We start from the raw sequence: 18,569 nt of genomic DNA, 5'->3' as shown, positions 1-18,569 counted from the left end.
CGTCTTCCGTCAGTTCGCGGGCTCGCCCAGCAAGCGCGCGACAGTGTGATTCAACTCGTCCAGCGCCGGATGCGCCGCATCCTTCCACTCAGCCAGAATCGCGCCATCGGGCTTGAGCAAGGTGCGCAGTGGCCAGACGCCCTGCACGGAATTCATGACGACGACCTGCTCGGCCCATGCGAGTGACTCAAGCCCCTCACGGACTCGCACGAAAGTCATCTCGGCCTCAAGCGCCGCCAGCAGCGTGCCCTCGACACCGGCACGATCAAGACACGGCGTGAACCAGCGCCCGTCATGATACCAGGCCAGATTCATGCTGGTGGCTTCAACCAGCTCGCCCTGCGCATTGAGCAACAGGCCTTCGCTGATGGCCGTGTCACTCCACTCGCGGCGCGCCAGCACGTTCTCGAGCCGGTTGAGGTGCTTGAGCCCGGCCAGTGCCGGTTGCTCGGCCACACGCAGCTCGCAGACCCGCGCCGTGATACCACGCCGCGCCTGCTGATTGACCGCAAAAGGCGTCGCGCGTGCCCGCAAGCGTGCCTCCGGTGACTCAGGTGCTCTGTAGCCCCGCCCACCGGAGCCGCCGGTGACAATCAGCTTGAGCACTTCCAGCCCCTCGCCCTGACAGACCGCCAGACAGCTCGCCAGCTCAGCTGACGAAGGCGCCGCAATTCCCAGACGCTGACAACCGCGCGTCAGGCGCGCCTCATGCCAGGACCACAGCTGCGGTTGGCCATCACGCACCAGAATCGTCTCGAACACGCCCTCGCCATAGGCGAGGCCGCGGTCATCACTGGGCAGATCGGCAGCTAGCGCCGCAAGGGAGTGCTTGTCGTCAGCGCTTTTTTCATCAGAGGCCCGGTCATCTGAGCTCTCGTTGCCAGAGGCATCAGTCGTCATCGATACAGCCCTCCAGAGAACGGTTGCGGACACGACACGCAAGGCAGAGGTGACGCCCCACAGACAAACGCGCCCCCGGATGGGAGCGCGTCTGAGGAGAGAGAACACGAAAGCGTGTGATCAATCCTTGAGCTTGCCGAACACCAGCGAGCCGTTGGTGCCACCGAAACCGAACGAGTTGGACAGGGTGTACTCGATCTTCATGTCACGTGCGACGTTCGGCACGTAATCGAGATTGCAGCCCTCGGCCGGGTTGTCCAGGTTGATGGTCGGCGGCGCGATCTGGTCACGCATCGCCAGCACGCAGAACACGGCCTCGACCGCACCGGCAGCACCCAGCAGGTGACCGATCATCGACTTGGTGGAGCTGACCGCCACATCACGTGCCGCATCACCCAGTACCGATTCGACGGCGAGACTTTCTGCCTTGTCGCCGGCATTGGTGGAGGTGCCATGGGCATTGATGTAGTCGATCTGGCTCGGCTCGAGCTTGGCGTCACGGATGGCGTTGCGCATCGACGCGGCCGCACCACGGCCGTCTTCGGGCGGCGCCGTCATGTGGTGAGCGTCATCGGACATGCCGAACCCGAGCACCTCGGCGTAGATGGTCGCACCACGTGCCTTGGCATGCTCGTACTCTTCCAGCACGACGACACCGGCGCCGTCGGACAGCACGAAGCCATCGCGGTCGCGGTCCCACGGACGGCTGGCCGCCTGCGGATCATCGTTGCGGGTCGACAGCGCACGCGCCGCGGAGAAGCCACCCAGGCCCAGCGGCGTGGTCGCCATCTCGGCACCACCGGCCACCATCACGTCGGCATCACCATAGGCGATGGTGCGTGCGCTGTAACCGATGTTGTGCGTCCCGGTGGTACAGGCGGTGGTGATCGCGATGTTCGGACCACGATAACCGAACTGGATCGCCAGATTGCCGGAGATCATGTTGATGATGGAGCCCGGCACGAAGAACGGCGAGATGCGACGCGCACCGCCCTTCTCCAGCGCCTTGTGGTTGTGCTCGATCATCGGCAGGCCGCCGATACCGGAACCGATGGCGACACCGATACGCTCGGCGTTGTCTTCGGTGCATTCAATGCCGGAGTCGGTGATGGCCTGGTGGGCCGCCGCGATACCGTATTGGATGAAGAGGTCCATCTTGCGGGCCTCTTTCGGGTTCAGGTACTGACTCACATCGAAGTCCTTGATGGAGCCACCGAAACGGGTATTGAAACCGCTGACATCGAAATGCTCGATGGCCGCGATGCCACTCTTGCCCGCCTTGATGTTGCTCCAGCTTTCCTCGACGGTATTCCCGACCGGGGTCACCAGGCCAAGACCTGTTACCACTACCCTTCTGCGAGGCATCGTGTCTCCTCCAAAACTATCGAATTGGCACGCCAGGGCCATGGACGCCCGGACGGTAATTGAGCGCATTATACAGAAACCTGGCCATGCGTGGGCAGTCGGTTTTCAAGCGCTTTTCTGGCCACTTTCACGAAGGAATTCCGACACTTGCCACAAGGGGGCATTTGTCACGAAGCCCACCGCCTACCACCATGCAATTCACGCTCTTTCGGCGCGGTATTGCGCAGCATACCCCTGAACGACAAGAGCCGCACTGAGGAACAGTGCGGCTCTTGAACGTACAGACAATTGCATCACGACCATGAGCAACAGGTTGCTCCGTGATCGCTTCAACACACCTTACTGGTGGTTGACGATGTAATCGATAGCTTCCTGCACGGTGGTGATCTTCTCTGCTTCTTCGTCAGGAATTTCAGTATCGAATTCCTCTTCCAGAGCCATCACCAGCTCGACGGTGTCCAGGGAATCGGCGCCCAGGTCTTCAGTGAAAGAGGAAGAGTTCTGGATTTCTTCTTCTTTGGCGTTCAGGCGCTCAGCCACAACCTTCTTGACGCGTTCTTCAATGGTGCTCATTTAACAATCACTCCTAGTGGTACGGAATCCGCAGCTCGAAAAAGCTGGGCGTAGTTTATAGGCCACCCCAAAAGGACGCAACCACGTCCCTGCGTGGGGTTCAGCGCATGTTCATGCCACCGTTCACCTGCAACGTCTCACCGGTAATGTAGCCTGCTGCATCACTGGTCAGGAAGCCGACTGCCGCAGCAATCTCTTCCGGCTGGCCAAGGCGCGCCAGCGGGATGTTGCCGAGCAACGCTTCGTGCTGCGCCTCCGGCAATGCTTCAGTCATGTCAGTGGCAATGAAGCCCGGCGCCACTGAGTTGACGGTAATATTGCGTGACGCGACTTCGCGCGCCAGCGAGCGGGCAAAGCCTTCCATGCCTGCCTTGGCGGCAGCATAGTTGACCTGACCGAGATTGCCCATGGTCGCGACCACGGACGAGATGTTGACGATGCGGCCGAAGCGCGCCTTGGTCATGCCGCGCAGGCAGCTCTTGCTGACACGGAAGACCGACTTGAGATTGGTGTCGAGCACCGCGTCCCAATCGTCTTCCTTCAAACGCATCAACAGGTTGTCACGCGTGATGCCGGCATTGTTGACCAGAATGGTCGGGGCGCCGAAGCGCTCGCCGATTTCCTTGATCACGGCGTCGACGCTGTCCTGATCGGTGACGTTGAGCAGCATGCCCGCGCCTTCGATACCGTGCGCCTCGAGGTCAGCGCCAATGGCCGCTGCTCCTTTCTCGCTGGTGGCGGTACCGATCACGATACGGCCCTGACGGCCGAGTTCACGGGAGATGGCTTGGCCGATGCCACGACTGGCACCGGTCACCAGTGCGATTCTGCGTTCGCTCGTCATCTTGAGTCCTGAGTTGGCTGATCCAAGTCACATGGCCGGCCTGATGGGCCAGCCACGAGCTTACTGATTCTGTTCGGCAGCGGTCTCGCGGGCAAGTTCCAGCGCCGCTTCCAGGCTATCCGGATCATTCACGGCCAGGCCACGTGCCTGACGCTGAATGCGCTTGCCAAGGCCGGTCAACACCTTGCCCGGGCCGCATTCGATGAAGCTGCGCGCGCCACTGTCGAACATGGCATTGACGCAGTCGGTCCAGCGCACCGGCTGATAGAGCTGCTCGATCAGACGCTGACGCAGTGTCTCGACATCGTCATGTGCCTTGGCATCGACGTTCTGGATGACGGTATAGCGCGGCGCACGGAAATCGATGGCATTCATCGCCTCTGCCAGCTTGTCGGCCGCCGGACGCATCAGATCACAATGCGATGGCACTGACACCGGCAGCGGCATGGCGCGCTTGGCCCCCGCTTCCTGACATGCCGCGATGGCACGCTCGACGGCAGCAGTACCACCGGCGATGACGACCTGTCCCGGCGCATTGTAGTTGACTGCCGCGACCACTTCACCCTGCGCTGCGCTGGCACAGGCGGCTTCGACCTGGGCATTCTCGAGACCGAGAATGGCCGCCATCGCGCCCTGGCCCTGCGGCACGGCAGTCTGCATGGCTTCGCCGCGCAGATTGACCAGCTTGACGCCCTCGGCGAAGCCGATCACGCCAGCGCAGACCATGGCGCTGTATTCACCCAGGGAGTGACCTGCCATGCGCGCCGGGCGCGGGCCTTCCAGCTCCTGCCAGACGCGCCAGATGGCGACACTGGCGGTCAGAAGCGCCGGCTGGGTCAGCTCGGTACGATTGAGCTCCTCCGCCGGGCCTTCCTGTGTCAGGTGCCAGAGATCGCGCCCCAGCGCGTCAGAGGCTTCCTCGAAGGTGGTGCGGACCACGCTATAGCGCTCCGCCAGCTCCCGCAGCATGCCGACCTGCTGGGAGCCCTGTCCCGGGAAGATGAGGGCCAGGGAATCTGTCATTGCTGTCACCATTTCCATCTGTTCAGGTGGGACTGACACGGGTCAAGAAACCCGATTTCCACTGGCTCGCAAGCGAGACGATCACTGCCGTGTCTCACGCTTCTGCCAGGGGAAAACCTGCTTCCTGTCATTTACATCATGCTGCTGTCCTGCGGAGGACTTCCTGTGCGGGCTGCCTGCCCCTGATTCCCGTCCGCCTTCACCGCCCGGCCGCGAAGCGCTGGCATTGTCGCACCGTGTGCGCCGAAGCTCGACCCCAACAGGAACAAATCAGACCAATTTACTCATTCAGCGTGAGTATGTGCCTTCCAGGGCCTGCGCCAGGCGGGAGGGCAACTGCTCGCGAGCCTCGCTGGCCGCGCGCGTGACGGCAAAGGCAAAGCCTTCCGCCGCCGCGCCGCCGTGGCTTTTCACCACCACGTTCGCCAGGCCCAGCAGGCTGGCGCCGTTGTAGCGCACCGGGTCAAGCTCACGCGAGAGTCGTGTCAGCGCCGGACGCGCCAGCCAAGCCATCAGGCGCGTGCACCAGCTGGCCGCCAAGGTCGCCCCCAGCTGTGCCGACAGCATCTGCGCAAGTCCTTCACTGCTCTTGAGCACGACATTGCCGACGAAGCCGTCACAGACCACCACATCCACCTCGCCGGAGAAGAGGTCGCCGCCCTCGACAAAGCCAAGGTAGTCGAAATCCGACTCACTGCCAGCCAGCAGGGCGTGCGCTTCCTGCACCTGCGCAGTCCCCTTGACCGACTCGACTCCCACGTTGAGCAGCCCCACTCGTGGACACTCGACCGCGTCGATGAGGCGACTGCGCATCGCCCCCATGCGGGCGAACGTCAGCAGGTGGTGCGGTGCGACATCGACGTTGGCGCCGAGATCCAGCAGGCTGCAGGCGCGTGGGCCACGCGTGGGCACCGCGGCACAGATGGCAGGTCGCTCCACCCCTTCCACTCTTCCCACTTCACGCATGCCCAGCGCCATCAGGGCGCCGGTATTGCCGGCACTGACACAGGCATCCGCCTGGCCCTTCGCCACCAGGCCCAGGGCCTGAGACATGCTGCTGGGCTCGCGGCTGCGCAAGACGCGGGACGGGCGAGCATCAGACGCGACAATACCGTCGACAGCGAGTGTCTGAAGGCGATCACGAACACGGGAGAGTGAAGCAGGGAGGGAGTCTAACTCGGCATCCAGTAGATGCTGCGGGCCGACCAGGATGGCGCTGAGTTGCGAGTCTCGCAACAGCGCACTGGCCGTGCCCCGTAACGTAGCGCGGGGACCGAAGTCCCCGCCCATCGTATCGATGGCGATACGCACGGCGTTACGCCGCGCGCTGCATCAATGCCTTATGCATCAACGACTTTGCGGCCACGGTAGAAACCGTCGGCAGAGACGTGGTGACGCAGGTGAACTGTACCGGTTTCCTTGTCCTGGGACAGGGTCGGTGCAGTCAGGGCATCGTGGCTACGACGCATGCCACGCTTGGAACGAGTTTTGCGGTTCTGCTGAACTGCCATGGGGATTACTCCAATCTTGTCGACAAATTGAGTTCAGTGCTTGTCCTTCAGGGTGCGAAGCACACTGAATGGATTCACAGCGGGTGCGTCCGAGGCCTCGGGTTCCACACCGCTGGCCAGCTGGTCGCGAGAGACGGCACAATCGGCCTCCTCGTGGTAGACCACCTGCGGCAGGACCAGGAGCACTTCATCCTCGATCACTGTCAGGAGATCCAGCTGTTCGTTTTCCACCACTACCGGCTCGTACTCACCGGGCAGCTGCGCCGCCAGCGCATCACTGGTCACCAGACCCAGCAGAAACTCGCTGGAAAGCGGCTCCGGCTCGGTGGGTCCCAGACAACGTTGGCATAGCAGACTTGCCTCGAAGGCGATGGAGCCTTCGATGAAGCTGCGACGTTGAGTGTCGATATCAAAGGTCATGGAGACGCTGACATCCCCTTCCTGAGCACCGATGGCCTCAACAACACGGGGCATGTTCGCCAGTGGAATCACGCCTTCAAGGCGTTTACCCGCTGACGCCAGCCGGTAGGGCTCGACCTTGGTCGGCAGTCTTGTGGTCAACATAGGCGCGCCATAATAGGGATTCCCCCTCCCGGTGTCAAAATGCATGAGCAACTTGTTGCTTTTGCCAGCCCCCTCACCATCACGCTTTCACGTCGATATGCGGCAACTGACACTGGGCTACACGTCCAGCGCGCGATTGTACGCGCCTGACGCTTCAATGCCGAGAGGATTTACGGCATCCTGCCACCCTTGTTTTTCAAATACTTGCCGCGCGCCGCCCAGCCAATGCTCGCAACGCGCCCCGACGGGAGAGCCATGATGACTCCACTGGTCCTGGCGTCCAGCTCACGCTGGCGTCGTGAACTGCTTGAACGCCTCGGGCTGCCCTTCACCTGGACAGCCCCCAGCATCGATGAGACGCCGCGCCACGGAGAAAGTGCCGAGACACTGGTCCATCGCCTGGCACTCGGCAAGGCCGACGCCGTGGCGGATGCCTACTCCCATCACCTGATCATCGGCAGCGACCAGGTCGCCGTCTTCGAAGGCGAGATACTGGGCAAGCCGGCGGGCCTGTCAGCCGCACGCGCCCAGCTGGCGCGCTTTTCCGGACGTCGCGTGCGCTTCGTGACCGGCCTGGCGCTGATCGACACGCACTCCGCGCGTCACTGGGTCTGTCATGAAGACTACGAAGTCGTCTTCCGCTCCCTGACCAGCGCCGAGATCGAGCGCTACGTCGAGCGCGAACGTCCCCTCGACAGCGCCGGCAGCTTCCGCATGGAAGGCCTGGGCATCACGCTCTTCGAGCGTCTCGAGGGGCGTGACCCCAACAGCCTGATCGGACTGCCGCTGATTCGCCTGTGCGAACTGCTGCGTGAAGCCGGCGTCAACCCTCTGCTGGATGCGCCGCGCCCCTGAGAGACACCGCAGCCCCGACCGACGAGGGCTGCGGCCCTGGCTCGCCTACCAGGGCAGGCGGTAACTGACCGGCGATACCGTCGTCTCGAGCCCCATCGCACTGGCCATCACACCGGCGAAGCGCCGCGTGAAGCGCTCGAAGGGGTCCTGACGCGGCGTGTAATCGTGCAATTCCGCCTCTGGCGTCAGCTCAGTCGCCAGCTCTTCCAGCGTACCGGTACGATCGACCAGCCCCAGCCCCCGGGCCTGCTCGCCGGTCCAGATCAGCCCCGAGAACAGTTCGGGGTCATCCTTGAGGCGCTCACCACGCCCGGCCTTGACCGCTGCGATGAACTGCTGATGCGTCGTGGCCAGCACGCTCTGCCAGAAGGCACGCTGGTCCGGCGAGATTTCCGAGAACGGATCAAGAAACGCCTTGTTGTCTCCCGCCGTGAACACGCGACGCTCGATATCCAGCTTCTCCATCGGCCCCTTGAGCCCGAAGCTTGAGGAAATCACGCCGATGGAGCCCACCAGGCTCGAGGGTGCCGCGATGATCTCGCCGGCGCCGGCCGCCATGTAATAAGCACCACTGGCGCCGAGGTCTTCAATCACCGCGATCACCGGCTTATCGCCCCGCTCACGCAACCGCATCAGCTCGTCATAGACGCGCTGGGACTGCACCGGACTGCCACCGGGCGAGTTGATGTCGAGCACCACGGCCACGGAGGCCGGTGACTCCCAGGCCGCACGCAGCCCCTTGATGATGCGTTCGGCATTGGCTTCACCGTCCGCTTCGATCACGCCCTTCACGCGCACCACGCCAAGATGCTGCTCGCCGGGCAGCGCCGCTGGCTGGCTGCCGAGCGTGAACAGAGTCACCGAGGTCGCGATCGAGGCGATGAACAGCAAGGCGAACAGGAAGCGGAAGAACAGCTTCCAGCGCCGCGAACGACGCTGCTCGGTGACCACGCCCTGCACCCAGCGGTCCATCATCTCGAGCTGCGCGGTGCGCTCGCGCGCCTGCCAGTCCACCTCTCGCTCGGGGGCGGCAGCCGCGCTCTGTCCACTCATGCCCTGCCCACTCATGCCCTGCCCGCTCAAGCCCGCTTCGCTCTCGTCCTTGCCACCCGCGCCTTCACGCCAGGGGTCATGCGGCCTGTCACTCATCGATTGCTGCTCCTGTGCTGGGCGATCGCGACCATTACCTGGCCACGTACAGCCAATCCATCAATTCGTCGAAATGCGAGACGATGCGCTGCGGCGCACAGGCCTCAAGACGCGGCACACTGTGTACGCCGTAGTCGACACCGACACTGTGCATGCCAAGGGCACGCGCCATTTCCAGATCATATTCGGTATCGCCGACCATCAGCGCCTCATGCGCCTCAACGTTCAGCTCGGCCAGCAATTCCTCGAGCATGCGGGGATGCGGCTTGGACAGCGTCAGGTCCGCGGTGCGCGAGGCATGGAACCAGTCACCACAGTCATGGGCCGTAAACATGCGGTCCAGCCCGCGGCGGCTCTTGCCCGTCGCGACGGCCAGTAGCTGCTCGGGATGGCGACGCAGACGCTGGATGCCGGCCTCGACACCGGGGAAGAAATCCAGCGGCGTGGTATCGACCGCCACGAAATGCGCCTTGTAAGCCGCCACCAGCGCCTCGCACTGCTCGGCCGTCGCCCCCGGGAACAGGCGTGCCATGGCTTCGGGAAGCCCGAGACCGATGATGTCGCGCGCGGCATGGGCAGGCAGCTCACCCATGCCCGTCGCCAATGAGGCCGCCTGCAGACAGTCGACGATACGCGCCTCGGAATCCATCAGGGTGCCATCCCAATCGAAGATGACCAGGCGATAGCGCGGTTGCAGCAGTCCTGCCGTGAGATCAGTCATGACGAGCTCCCAGCTCTCTGGCAGTGGCAAGAACGCGCTTCATCCGCTTGTCCAGTGGTGCGCGCACGGTGACGGTTCGCCCGTCGATCGGGTCAGGAAAGCTGAGCTGGGCGGCATGCAGGAACAGACGTTCCAGCCCGACCTTCTTCGCCAGGGCATTGCCGCGCTCGGTGCCGTACTTGGTATCACCGAGCAGCGGATGCCCGGCATGCACCGAGTGCACGCGGATCTGGTGGGTACGCCCGGTGATCGGCTCGGCCTCGACCAGCGTCATGCTCGGATAGGCTTCACGCACCGCGTAACGGGTGCTGGCCGTCTTGCCGGACTCATCGACGCGCACCCGACGCTCACCATTGCCGCCGTCATAGCGCTCCAGCGGCGCATTGACGTAATCGCGACGTGAATCCCAGCGCCCCTCGACCAGCGCCAGATACAGCTTGGTCATCTTGTGGGCCTTGAGGTCGGCATTGAGCTGCAACAGCGCAGCCCGCGACTTGGCCAGCAGAATGCAGCCGGAGGTATCACGGTCCAGGCGGTGCACCAGCTCCAGGAACGGCAGGTCGGCGCGAATCTGGCGCATGGCCTCGATAAGGCCGATCTTGACGCCACTGCCGCCGTGCACGGCAAGCCCCGAGGGCTTGTTGATGACCATGAAGTCATCCGTCTCGTGCACGATGCAGCCCGCCAGCACCTCGCGCAGATTGTCACTGACTTCCTGCACGGCGGCTTCCGGCGATAGGCGCAGCGGTGGTACCCGCACCAGGTCTCCCGCCTGCAGGCGGTAATCGACCTTGATGCGCTTCTTGTTCACGCGCACTTCACCCTTGCGCACGATGCGATAGATCAACGCCTTGGGTGCGCCCTTGAGGCGGGTTCGCAGAAAGTTGTCGATGCGCTGCCCGGCCAATTCCGGGGCAACCTCGATCCACTGGACTGATTGGCCTTCGGCCATGTCGCACTCCTTTCCGGCCCCGCCTTCGCGCGGCCTGCTCATCTTGTTGCCGTGCGCCTGGGGCGCACTCAGACCGGCCATTCTACGGTGTCATGCGACCAATGGGGAATCATCGTGCCACATACCGCTCTCATCCGCGGCTCGCCGGGCCTCGTATCTCGGGCGATGTAGCGAAGCGTTTGATCTGGCAGCTGAATTGCTGGTACATACCTTTACTGGTATATTCGAGCGCAGTGAGATGGGCCTTCTCTATATGCCCGATCATCGTCTCCGCAGCCCTGTCACAGCGGCCGGAAAAACGGCGCACCCGGCACTTCAACAAGGTGCTTCACGCCGGCGGAGAGGGTCAGATGGCCCGCAATGAAGCAACGCGCACCGACATCAGCACCGTGCAGGTCACGCAAGCACCCTGTTGTCATCTACCCTGTCGGTAGCGTGCTGTCCCGCGCATCGCACCTGTCAATCACAGGCTGCGAAGGCAGCCCCAAGGACAGTCATTCGCGGCCAATGGCCGGACCAACAGCTGACGCAAAACATCGATGTCGCTCAGGTCTCACAGGACCTGATGACGATATCAGCGGGCGCGGAACGCATGACGCCGCGCGCCGCAGCGCAATCGCCCTTCGAGCCTTCGTTGCAGACTCCACGAGATGATGTCGCGAGAGCCCGAAAGCCGCCTGCGCAGGCAAGACAGCAAGATGCCCAGTCATTCATGGGCCAACGACACAAGACCGCTCGGGCATGAAGCCCGGGTAATCATTCGATATCCGTGCCGAAGGCCGGCGTCGATGAATCGGCAAATGCCAGGTGTTAGGGAAGAGACCGCAGGGCCGGAGGAGTACAAATCCCCGCAACACGTCCTGCCTCTTCCAAGTACTCAACATGATCATGCCGCATGTGGCCCGTCACGGACTTGCCTGCATGCGAAAAACGCATTCCACGACATGCGCTGAGCACAACACGAAGCGGAAAACGGTTCCTCGTCGCCGACGCACAATGCGGCTGCCCTTCGGCACGCCCAGTCTAGCGAGACGACATGAAACGGATGCTCATCAACGCGACCCAGCCGGAAGAGCTGCGCGTCGCACTGGTCGACGGACAACGCCTTTACGATCTCGACATCGAGTCCGGCGCCCGCGAACAGAAGAAAGCCAATATCTACCGCGGCAAGATCACCCGCATCGAGCCCAGCCTCGAAGCCTGCTTCGTCGACTTCGGCGCCGAACGCCACGGTTTCCTGCCGCTCAAGGAAATCTCCCGCGAGTACTTCTCCAAGGACCCCGGTCAGGGCCGCCCCAACATTCGTGAAGTACTCAAGGAAGGCCAGGAAGTCATCGTCCAGGTCGACAAGGAAGAACGTGGCAACAAGGGCGCCGCCCTGACCACCTTCATCAGTCTGGCCGGCCGCTTCCTCGTGCTGATGCCCAACAACCCGCGTGCCGGTGGTATCTCCCGCCGCATCGAGGGCGAAGAGCGCGCTCAGCTGAAGGAAGCGATGAACAGCCTGACCCTGCCGGACAAGATGGGCGTCATCGTGCGCACCGCCGGCATCGGCAAGAGCGCCGAAGAACTGCAGTGGGACCTCGACTACCTGGCCCAGGTGTGGGACGCGGTGACCAAGGCCGCCTCCAGTCGCCCTGCCCCCTTCCTGATCTACCGTGAATCCAACGTCATCATCCGTGCCATGCGCGATTACCTGCGCAATGACATCGGTGAGGTGCTGATCGACTCTCCGGAAGTCCAGGAGGAAGCGCTGTCTTTCGTGCGTCAGGTCATGCCGAGCTATCAGCAGAAGATCAAGCTCTACGAAGACGACGTGCCGCTGTTCTCGCGCTTCCAGATCGAATCCCAGATCGAGACCGCCTACCAGCGTGAAGTGAAGCTGCCCTCCGGTGGCGCCATCGTCATCGACCACACCGAAGCCCTCGTTTCCATCGACATCAACTCCGCTCGCGCCACCCGCGGCAGTGATATCGAGGAAACCGCGCTGCAGACCAACCTGGAGGCCTCCGACGAGATCGCCCGCCAGCTGCGTCTGCGCGATATCGGCGGCCTGGTGGTGATCGATTTCATCGACATGACGCCGGCACGCAACCAGCGTGAAGTCGAGAATCGTGTGCGCGACGCACTCAAGATCGACCGCGCTCGTGTCCAGATCGGTCGCATCTCACGTTTCGGCCTGATGGAAATGTCGCGCCAGCGTCTGCGTCCGTCACTGGGCGAGACCAGCGGCGTGGTCTGCCCGCGCTGTGACGGCCAGGGCACCATCCGTGACGTGCGCTCCATGGCGCTCTCCATCATGCGCCTGATCGAAGAAGAGGCCATGAAGGAGCGCAGCTCGCAGATCCGCGCCATCCTGCCGGTGCCGGTCGCGACCTACCTGCTCAACGAGAAGCGCGCCACGCTGTTCGACATCGAACGTCGTCAGGGCGTGAATGTCGTGCTGCTGCCGAACCCGGAGCTCGACACGCCGCACTACGAAGTCGTGCGTCTGCGTGATGACCACGTCGATGAAGACGGTGCCGACAAGTCCAGCTTCGAGCTGTCCGTCGAGACCGAAGTCGGCAAGGAACCGGATCCGAACTTCGACAAGCCGCCAGCACGCACTGAAGCAGCCGTCAAGAGCGTGTCCCACACCACGCCTGCCCCGGTTGCCGCACCGGAAGCGCCTGCCGCAGTGGCCGAGACTGCTGACAGCAGCAATGACAGCGATAGCCGCAACGGCAACGGCAAGAACAACGGCAATCGTCGTCGCAACGGCAACGGCAGCAGCAACGGCCGCAACCGCCAGGAGTCTCGTAACGACACTCGCAGCGAAGGCCGCAACGACAGCCGTCAGAGCTCGCGCAATGACAACCGTCAGGGCAACCGTTCGAGCCAGGGCAATGACACCCGCGCTCAGGCCAGCAAGCAGGAAGTCGTGGCGCAATCTTCAGCCCAGACTCCCGCCAGGACTGCCGCTCCGGCCACCGGTGGCGGCCTGCTGTCGCGCCTGGCCCGAGGCTTCAGCCGCCTGCTGGGCAATGACAGCGACACCGCCGTGCCGGCCAAGTCCAGCGAAGCCCGCAAGGCACTGGAAAAGGCCCGCGAGCGTCGCGAGACCGTCAGTGAAGCCAGCGCTCCGGCAGCGGCTCGCAACGATTCCCGCAATGGCCGTAACGCTGAACGTAGCGATGATCGCAAAAATGATCGCAACAACGACCGCAGCAATGACGGCCGTGGCAACGAGCGTGATGACAACCGCAAGGACTCCCGTCGTCGCAATGACAACGCGTCACGCAACAACGACGCTGACAGCAGCAGCCAGAGCGATGGCCGCAACAACAAGCGCCGCCAGCGCAACGACCGTAACAACCGCCGCAAGTCCAACGAGTCGCGTCAGGATAGCCAGCAGGAAATCGTCACCAACGACAGCAAGCCGCAGGCCGAGCCGGAACAGACGTCGCAGGCTGACAACAGCCCGAAAGCCGAAGCCAGGAGCAGCGACAGCCAGAACGCCAAGGCCGACAACGCCAGCAAGCGCGATTCCGGCAAGCGCAGCGACAAGCCGGCACGTGGTGAAAAGCCGGCCAAGACCGACAAGGCCGAACAGGTCGACAGCAAGCAGGCACGCGAGTCCATCAAGGCAGCCGAACAGGCCGAGCAAGAGGAACAGCAGGTCAGCAGTGAAGGCCAGCAGACACGCAACAACCCGCGTGTGCGCAGCCGCCAGCACGCTCTGAACCCGCAGGCGGTCGAAGAGCAGAAATCGCTCAAGGCCATGACGCCGGCAGGCCCGCAGGCAGCCGCTGCTCCGGTAGCCGCTGCTTCGGCAGCCGCTGCGGTACCGGCCATTGCCGAGGAAGGTGCCGAAGTCGTCAACGCCACTACCGCTGCTCCGCAGGGCGAAGCCAATGCACCGCAAGGCAAGGAAAGCGCTCCGCAGGCTGACACCAGTGCTCCGCAGGGTGAAGACAGCACCGCGACACAGGACGCACCGACCACCGCCGAGCAGTCTGCCAGCGAAGACCTCACGGCAGTCGCCGCAGCGGAAGTCAGCGAGCCGAGCAACGAGACGCTGAAAGAGACGGTAGCCCCTGAGTCAGCGGCATCCGACGCGCAAGCGTCTGAGCCTGAGCCAGCGGAAGTGGTCGAGCCGGTCGCCGAAGCGCCGATCGAAGCACCTGTCGAAGAGGCGTCCGAAGCGCCTGCCACTGGCGCTCACCAGGCGCAGAAGACTGAGCAGCACGCCGCCCAGCGCACTGAGCAACACGCCGTCCAGCAGCCAAGCGTGCACCAGCCGCAGGCCAGCGCAGCTGACGACGCCGTCGACACGCCGGCCGTCACCGCTGCAGAAGTCGCACCAGAAGCCGCAGCCGATGAGCAGTCGCTGAAGGAAAGCGTGACCAGCGAAGCCGCTATGCCTGAAGCACCAGCCGTCGCCGAACAAAGCGTTCAGGCACCGGCCGCCGAAGCACAAGCTGCCGAGCAGACCGCAGCTCAGGCACCTGTTGCTGAAGCAGAGGAAGCGGTCGCCGCTGAAGCCGACACTGCCAGCCAGCCTGCGCAGCCTGTGGTGGAAGAACCTGCCGTGGAAGCAGCCGCCGCTGAACAGCCTATACAGGAGGCCGCGCGCGAAGAGGCTCCTCAGCAGACTGAGACCAGCGAGGCGAAGGTGACGCAAAACGCTGACGTGGCCAGCCCTGAGATTGAGCCTGCCGTCAGCACTGAGCGCACCGCAGATACTGTCGCTGATGCTACTGAAGGCTCTCAATCAGCTGAAGGCTCTGCAAACGCTGAGGGCTCTCTATCAGCTGACGGCTCTGCAAACGCTGACGGCTCTACTGATGCTGCTGAAGGTGCCGAAAGCGCTGTCAACGTCAGCGCCAGCGTCGAGAACGCCCCGGCCGAGGCAACGTTCGCGACTGCTGAGCGTCACGACAATGTCGCCGTGGCGCAAGCCGTGAGCGACGACACCTCCACGGTGGAAGTCGCTGACAGCGAGCAGAAGCAGGCACCGAGCGAGCAAGGTGAGACGACAGCGGCAGAAGGCGTGCAGCAGGACAGCACGCAGCCAGCCACCGAGACCCGCCGTCGCCGTGGCGAACGCGCCTACAACGATCCGCGCGAAGTGCGTCGTCGTGAGCGTGAAGCTGCCGAGCGTGCTGCTGCACAACAGGCCAGCGCAGAGACTCAGGACACGACCGCTCAGGATGACAGCAACACGTCACACTGAGACCTGAGGCTGGCGCCCTGCCCCTGCCGTCACTCTGCTGCCCCTTTCAGCCACAAGCGCTGAAGGGGGCGCCAGAAAGGCAGCAAGACAGGGTCTAGTACTGAAAACAAGAACGCCCCGCAGGCTTGCCTGCGGGGCGTTCTTGTTTTCGGCGTATAGCGCAGTGTACACGATGCTGGGCCTCAGTCCTCGGGCATCACCCTTCAGGCATCATCCCCAGCTCGCGCGGCTCCTGCTCGAGCCAGACACCGAAGCGGGTGTGGACGGCCTCGCGCACCTCCTGCGCCAGTGCCAGCAGCTCCGTGACGGCCCCCTCGCCGAAGTGCACCAGCACCAGCGCCTGCTGAGCATGCACGCCGACATGGCCTCTGCGCGCGCCCTTGAGACCACATTGATCGATCAGCCAGCCTGCTGCCAGCTTGATGCTGCCATCGGCCTGCGGGTAATGCGGCAAGCTCGGGAAGCGAGACAACAACACCTGGGCCTCAGACTGGGGAAGCTGCGGATTCTTGAAGAAACTGCCGGCATTGCCCAGTTGCGCGGGGTCGGGCAACTTCTCACTGCGCGTGGCAATCACCGCCCGGGCGACCTGCAACGGCGTCACCTCCTCCCCTTGTGGCAGCGCCGCACTGACGCGCTGGGCGAGGTCGCCATAACCGAGCCGGGGCGCCGCCTGGCGCGATACCTTCAACTCCAGACGCGTGATCAGCACGCGATGCTCAAGCGCGCGCTTGAAGATGCTGTCGCGATAACCGAACTCGCATTCCTCACGATTCATCCAGCGGCAACTGCCATCTTCCAGCGACATGACTTCCAGGCGCAGCAAGTGGTCTGCCAGCTCGACGCCATAGGCGCCGATATTCTGGATAGGCGCCGCACCGCAGCAACCGGGAATCAGCGCCAGATTTTCATAGCCCCACCAGCCGGCGGCGGCCAGCTCCATCACCAGGGCATGCCAGCGCTTGCCGGCCTCGACGGAGACCGTGGCCGTCAGGCCATCTTCTGCCGGCGTGATGGTGACCCCGTCAAAGGCCGGACGCATGACATGGGCATCCAGCCACGGCAGCAATACCAGATTGCTGCCGCCGCCGATCACCACCAGACGCTCTCCAGCCTGCCGGGAGGCCAGCACCTGTGCCCTGGCCGCCTCGACGGTGTGTGGCTCGCTCAGGGCGCGGGCGCGCGCCGAGAAGCCCAGCGTATTGCAGCCATCCAGCGCCACACCCTCACGTTGCGAGGTGTCGCCAGCGTTCTGATCACTGGATACCTGAGTCATGAGCGCGCCCGCGCCGTGGTCGCCGCAGGCAGTGCCGCAATGAGTGCCTCACAGGCCACATCGATCAGATCCAGCACACGCTCGAAGGCATCGGAGCCCCCGGTGTAGGGGTCCGGCACCTCACGACTGCCCGCTGCCAGCGCGGGCAGCGGGGTCGGTAGCAGATCCAGCAGGCGACCGATCAGCGCCTGATCACCACTGTTGCTGCGCGCAGCCAAGGCACGGGTATCGGCAAGATTGGCGTCGTCCATCACCAGAATCAGATCGAAGTCGTGAAAGTCCTGCTCGCACAACTGACGAGCACGCAGCGTGCTGATGTCGTGTCCGCGCTTGGCCGCATGCGCGATGGCCCGCGAGTCAGGCTGACCGCCGACATGCCAGTCACTGGTGCCGCAACTGTCCACCGTGACGACCTGATCCAGGCCATGGCGCGTCAACGCCGCACGCAACACGCCTTCGGCACTCGGTGAGCGGCAGATATTGCCCAGGCACACCATCAGGATGCGCTCCAATGGCGCCTGACGCTGGGCCAGTTGCTCAAGAAGCTCGCTCATCAGGCCTCTCCGCTCTCGCTGTCTGCCGCTGCTTGCGCCAGCCAGTCACGCACGCGCTCGAGATCCTCCGGCGTATCGACACCGGCCGGATGCGCCGTGCAGGCAATGGCCACCTGGATGGCATGGCCATGATGCAGCGCACGCAGCTGCTCGAGCTGTTCGAGCTGCTCCAGCGGGGCCGGCAGCCAGTCGACGTAATCGGTCAGGAAGCTGGCACGATAGGCGTAGAGGCCGATATGGCGCAGCCAGGAATCGGTGGCCAGCATGTCCGGTGGCGTGGTGAAGTGCTCGCGGTCCCATGGGATAGGCGCACGCGAGAAGTACAGGGCACGCCCACGCAGGTCACGCACCACCTTGACCACATTGGGATTGAACAGGCTGTCGACGCTGGCGATCGACTCCGCCAGCGTGGCGATCGAGGCACCCGCGTCTTCCTCGAGACGTACCGCCACCTGATCGATCAGCGCCGCCGGCAGCAACGGCTCATCGCCCTGGACGTTGACCACCAGGGTCTCGGGGGCCAGCGCCAGCAGCGTGACCACCTCGGCAAGGCGGTCCGTCCCGCTGGGATGATCGGCACGCGTCATCACCACCTCGGCCCCGAAGCCTTCACAGGCCTCACGGATGCGCTCGTCATCGGTGGCGATCACGACCCGGCTGGCCTGACTGGCGCAGGCATTGCGCCAGACGTGCTCGATCATCGGCTGGCCATGAATGTCCGCCAGGGGCTTGCCCGGCAGGCGTGAGGAGTTGAAGCGCGCCGGAATCACGACCACAAAGCCGGACTCGCCCTCTGAACGGCTGTCGTCTGCCTGCCCCTGCTGCAGAAGGTCACTCATCAGCCGCGGCTCCCCTTGAGCTTCTCATCGGCATCCATCTGGCGCGCTTCTTCTTCCAGCATGACGGGAATGCCGTCGCGTACCGGATAGGCGAGGCCATCGTAGAAGCACTTGAGCTCGGCATTCGCCGCATCATAGGTCAGCTTGGCCTGACACAGCGGGCAAACCAGTAGCGCGAGCAGTTCCTTGTCCATCGAGACATCTCCGGAATAACAGCAGAAAAGAAAG

General features: G+C 63.7%; 17 protein-coding genes. 2 read left to right on the top strand and 15 right to left on the bottom strand.

Translation table 11 applies throughout. The features are described 5' to 3' along the window. Positions 1 to 9: 9 nt before the first annotated feature. The 8 genes from pabC to AC5WNI_RS04505 all read right to left on the bottom strand — a co-directional run bounded on the left by pabC (position 10) and on the right by AC5WNI_RS04505 (position 6,780). On the bottom strand, positions 10 to 900 hold the full coding sequence (gene pabC / locus AC5WNI_RS04540) for an aminodeoxychorismate lyase (RefSeq protein WP_175088198.1): 891 nt from the start codon (positions 898 to 900) through the stop codon (positions 10 to 12). 120 nt (positions 901 to 1,020) lie between these two features. Next, positions 1,021 to 2,265 (bottom strand): beta-ketoacyl-ACP synthase II, encoded by a 1,245-nt coding sequence (gene fabF / locus AC5WNI_RS04535; protein ID WP_175088199.1) that lies wholly within the window; start codon positions 2,263 to 2,265, stop codon positions 1,021 to 1,023. A 339-nt stretch (positions 2,266 to 2,604) separates the two neighbouring features. Beyond that, positions 2,605 to 2,838 (bottom strand): acyl carrier protein, encoded by a 234-nt coding sequence (acpP, locus tag AC5WNI_RS04530; RefSeq protein ID WP_024950601.1) that lies wholly within the window; start codon positions 2,836 to 2,838, stop codon positions 2,605 to 2,607. Positions 2,839 to 2,938: 100 nt separating this feature from the next. Then, positions 2,939 to 3,682 (bottom strand): 3-oxoacyl-ACP reductase FabG, encoded by a 744-nt coding sequence (gene fabG / locus AC5WNI_RS04525; RefSeq protein WP_175088200.1) that lies wholly within the window; start codon positions 3,680 to 3,682, stop codon positions 2,939 to 2,941. A 60-nt stretch (positions 3,683 to 3,742) separates the two neighbouring features. After that, positions 3,743 to 4,705, bottom strand: a complete 963-nt coding sequence (fabD, locus tag AC5WNI_RS04520) for an ACP S-malonyltransferase (protein WP_043331894.1) — start codon at positions 4,703 to 4,705, stop codon at positions 3,743 to 3,745. A 288-nt stretch (positions 4,706 to 4,993) separates the two neighbouring features. Next, entirely contained in the window at positions 4,994 to 6,016 is a 1,023-nt protein-coding gene (gene plsX / locus AC5WNI_RS04515; RefSeq protein ID WP_495928819.1) for a phosphate acyltransferase PlsX, read from the bottom strand. A gap of 29 nt (positions 6,017 to 6,045) precedes the next feature. Beyond that, positions 6,046 to 6,216, bottom strand: a complete 171-nt coding sequence (gene rpmF, locus AC5WNI_RS04510) for a 50S ribosomal protein L32 (protein ID WP_065392644.1) — start codon at positions 6,214 to 6,216, stop codon at positions 6,046 to 6,048. A 33-nt stretch (positions 6,217 to 6,249) separates the two neighbouring features. Beyond that, positions 6,250 to 6,780, bottom strand: a complete 531-nt coding sequence (locus AC5WNI_RS04505) for a YceD family protein (RefSeq protein WP_107335333.1) — start codon at positions 6,778 to 6,780, stop codon at positions 6,250 to 6,252. A 258-nt stretch (positions 6,781 to 7,038) separates the two neighbouring features. Here AC5WNI_RS04505 and AC5WNI_RS04500 point away from each other — a divergent pair, with 258 nt between their 5' ends. Beyond that, positions 7,039 to 7,635, top strand: a complete 597-nt coding sequence (locus AC5WNI_RS04500; RefSeq protein ID WP_285460177.1) for a Maf family protein — start codon at positions 7,039 to 7,041, stop codon at positions 7,633 to 7,635. A 45-nt stretch (positions 7,636 to 7,680) separates the two neighbouring features. Here AC5WNI_RS04500 and AC5WNI_RS04495 read toward each other — a convergent pair whose 3' ends face one another. Genes AC5WNI_RS04495 through rluC form a run of 3 tightly spaced genes read right to left on the bottom strand, consistent with a single transcriptional unit; the run spans position 7,681 to position 10,457 of the window. Further along, on the bottom strand, positions 7,681 to 8,784 hold the full coding sequence (locus AC5WNI_RS04495) for a S49 family peptidase (protein WP_495928815.1): 1,104 nt from the start codon (positions 8,782 to 8,784) through the stop codon (positions 7,681 to 7,683). A 34-nt stretch (positions 8,785 to 8,818) separates the two neighbouring features. Further along, positions 8,819 to 9,505, bottom strand: coding sequence for an HAD-IA family hydrolase (locus AC5WNI_RS04490; protein WP_495928814.1), 687 nt, complete (start codon positions 9,503 to 9,505; stop codon positions 8,819 to 8,821). Then, a complete protein-coding gene (gene rluC, locus AC5WNI_RS04485) occupies positions 9,498 to 10,457 on the bottom strand; it encodes a 23S rRNA pseudouridine(955/2504/2580) synthase RluC (RefSeq protein WP_285460174.1) in 960 nt (319 codons plus the stop codon). The genes AC5WNI_RS04490 and rluC overlap by 8 nt, the downstream gene beginning before the upstream one ends. A gap of 1,036 nt (positions 10,458 to 11,493) precedes the next feature. Between rluC and rne the strand changes: the two genes are divergently transcribed. Next, positions 11,494 to 15,672, top strand: a complete 4,179-nt coding sequence (gene rne / locus AC5WNI_RS04480; protein ID WP_495928813.1) for a ribonuclease E — start codon at positions 11,494 to 11,496, stop codon at positions 15,670 to 15,672. A gap of 196 nt (positions 15,673 to 15,868) precedes the next feature. Here the strand turns inward: rne and murB are convergent, their stop codons facing one another. Genes murB through AC5WNI_RS04460 form a run of 4 tightly spaced genes read right to left on the bottom strand, consistent with a single transcriptional unit; the run spans position 15,869 to position 18,535 of the window. Beyond that, positions 15,869 to 16,948 carry a UDP-N-acetylmuramate dehydrogenase gene (gene murB / locus AC5WNI_RS04475; RefSeq protein WP_285460172.1) on the bottom strand — a complete coding sequence of 360 codons (1,080 nt, stop codon included), beginning with the start codon at positions 16,946 to 16,948 and terminating at the stop codon, positions 15,869 to 15,871. After that, positions 16,945 to 17,502, bottom strand: a complete 558-nt coding sequence (locus AC5WNI_RS04470; RefSeq protein WP_285460171.1) for a low molecular weight protein-tyrosine-phosphatase — start codon at positions 17,500 to 17,502, stop codon at positions 16,945 to 16,947. The genes murB and AC5WNI_RS04470 overlap by 4 nt, the downstream gene beginning before the upstream one ends. Beyond that, complete coding sequence (kdsB, locus tag AC5WNI_RS04465; protein ID WP_285460170.1) at positions 17,502 to 18,341, bottom strand: 3-deoxy-manno-octulosonate cytidylyltransferase; 840 nt, start codon at positions 18,339 to 18,341, stop codon at positions 17,502 to 17,504. The genes AC5WNI_RS04470 and kdsB overlap by 1 nt, the downstream gene beginning before the upstream one ends. Then, entirely contained in the window at positions 18,341 to 18,535 is a 195-nt protein-coding gene (locus AC5WNI_RS04460) for a Trm112 family protein (RefSeq protein WP_043331901.1), read from the bottom strand. The genes kdsB and AC5WNI_RS04460 overlap by 1 nt, the downstream gene beginning before the upstream one ends. Positions 18,536 to 18,569: the final 34 nt, after the last annotated feature.

Source organism: Cobetia sp. PDI-12MA (assembly GCF_059507695.1).
The sequence above is the reverse complement of the archived record's forward strand: the minus strand, read 5'-3'. Positions and strand labels throughout refer to the sequence as shown.